Source organism: Streptomyces sp. OfavH-34-F (assembly GCF_022347745.1).
Taxonomy (GTDB): domain Bacteria; phylum Actinomycetota; class Actinomycetes; order Streptomycetales; family Streptomycetaceae; genus Streptomyces.
In genome coordinates this window covers 1-1,881 of sequence record NZ_JAKRGC010000573.1, presented here as the reverse complement: position 1 = coordinate 1,881, position 1,881 = coordinate 1, and the positions used below count along the sequence as shown (strand labels likewise).

The 1,881-nt window shown below is 75.1% G+C and carries 1 protein-coding gene and 1 pseudogene; one reads left to right on the top strand and one right to left on the bottom strand.

Annotation, left to right across the window (positions count from 1 at the left end; translation table 11 throughout):
• Positions 1 to 224 (bottom strand): annotated as a pseudogene (locus MHW47_RS36035) (3-oxoacyl-ACP synthase); the annotation flags it as partial.
• Between MHW47_RS36035 and MHW47_RS35010 the strand changes: the two are divergent.
• Positions 214 to 1,881 (top strand): AMP-binding protein (locus MHW47_RS35010; RefSeq protein WP_239227853.1); only part of this gene is annotated, 1,668 nt, incomplete at its 3' end. The pseudogene MHW47_RS36035 and the gene MHW47_RS35010 sit on opposite strands and share 11 nt — an antisense overlap.

Below are 1,881 nucleotides of genomic sequence, written 5' to 3'. Positions count from 1 at the left end.
GCGACGCCGAGGACGGCGCGGGTGTCGAGGTCCTGGACGCTGTACATGAAGTCGCAGGGCAGGTCGCGCAGTTCGGGCCGGTGCGGGACGCAGGGGGCGGTCGCGGGGTCGTTGACGGCGCGCCAGGGGGCCTCGGCGCCGGCGCCCGCCGAGGTGGCCGCCGCGGGTGAACTCGTCCTGCCGGGGCCCGGCGCGCCGGACGGCGCCGCGTACGTGATCTTCACGTCCGGATCCACCGGAACGCCCAACGGGGTCGTCGTCGCCCACGACTCGCTGGCGCACTTCATCGCGGGCGCCGTGCCCGCGTACGGCATCGGCCCGGACTCCCGGGTCCTGCAGTTCTCGCCCCTGCACTTCGACGCCAGCGTGCAGGAGGTGTTCGCGACGCTGGGCGCGGGCGGCACCCTGGTGCTGCGTACGGACGACATGCTGGACGTACGCGATCTGCTCGCCGGCTGCGCACGGCACGGGATCACCCTGCTCGACCTGCCGGCCGCGTACTGGCACGAGCTGGTGCACGTGCTGACCACGGGTGCGGTGCGGCTGCCCGACTGCCTGGAGACGGTGATCATCTACGGCGAGGCCGCGCTGCCGGAGCGGGTCGCCCAGTGGCGGGAGCTGACCGGGGAGCGGGTGCGGCTGCTGAACGCGTACGGGCCCACGGAGACGACGGTGGTCGCCACCGTCGCCGACCTGACCCGCCACGGGGCCGGGCCGGTGCCGATCGGGCGCCCGCTGCCCGGGGTCCGCGCCGCCGTCGTCGCCGGGGAACTCTGGCTTCTCGGCGGCGGGTTGTCGCGGGGCTACCTGGGCAATCCGGAGCTGAACGCCCGCCGCTTCACCGAGCTGGACGGGGAGCGCGCCTACCGCACCGGGGACCTCGTCACGATCGGCGAGGACCGGCAGATCCTGTACCACGGGCGGCTGGACGACGAGGTGAAGATCGGCGGCCAGCGCATCGACCCGGCCGCCGTGGACTCCGTCCTGTCGGCGCACCCGAAGGTCCGGGAGGCGGCCGTCGTCGCCCAGCAGGACGCCGACGGGGTGAAGCGGCTCGTCGCGTTCGCCGTCACCGAGGGCGGCGTCGGGGCCGAGGAGCTGCGGGCGCTGGTGCGGGAGCGGATGCCCGCCGCCGCCGTGCCGGCGTCCGTGGGGATCGTCGCCGCGCTGCCGCGCACCAGTTCGGGGAAGATCAACCGCAAGGTGCTGCGGACCACCGACCCCCGGCTGTGCGTCGTCCACGAGGAGCCGCTGCCCGCCGGGGACCGGGTGCCGCTGTCGCACGCGCAGCGCCGGCTGTGGCTGCTCGACCAGCTCGACGGCCCGTCGTGCGCGTACAACATGCCGATCGTGCTGGAGCTGGACGGGGTGCCCGACCGTACGGCGCTGGCGGCGGCCGTGCACGACCTGGTGGAGCGTCACGAGGTGCTGCGCACGGTGTTCCTCGCCCCGGAGGACGAGCCGTACCAGCATGTGCTCGCCGCGTCCGTGGTGCGGGCCCGCACGGTGGAGTGCCCGGCGGCCGAACTGCGGGGCCGGGTGGCCGCTTTCGTCTCGGAGACCTTCGACCTGTCGCGGGAACTGCCGTTGCGTGTCGCGCTGTTCGTACCCGAGGACGAGAACGGGGCCGGGGCCGGGGACGGTCCGGCCGCCGTGCTGGCGGTGCTGCTGCACCACGTCGCGGGCGACGGCTGGTCGCTGGCGCCGCTGATGAACGACCTGGCGACCGCGTACGCGGCCCGGGTGGCGGGCCGCGCGCCCGAGCAGGAGCCGCTTCCCGTCCAGTACGCCGACTACACCCTCTGGCAGCACGACGTCCTCGGTTCGCCCGACGACCCGGACGCGGCCGTCTCGCGCGGGCTCGCCCACTGGCGGGCCGCG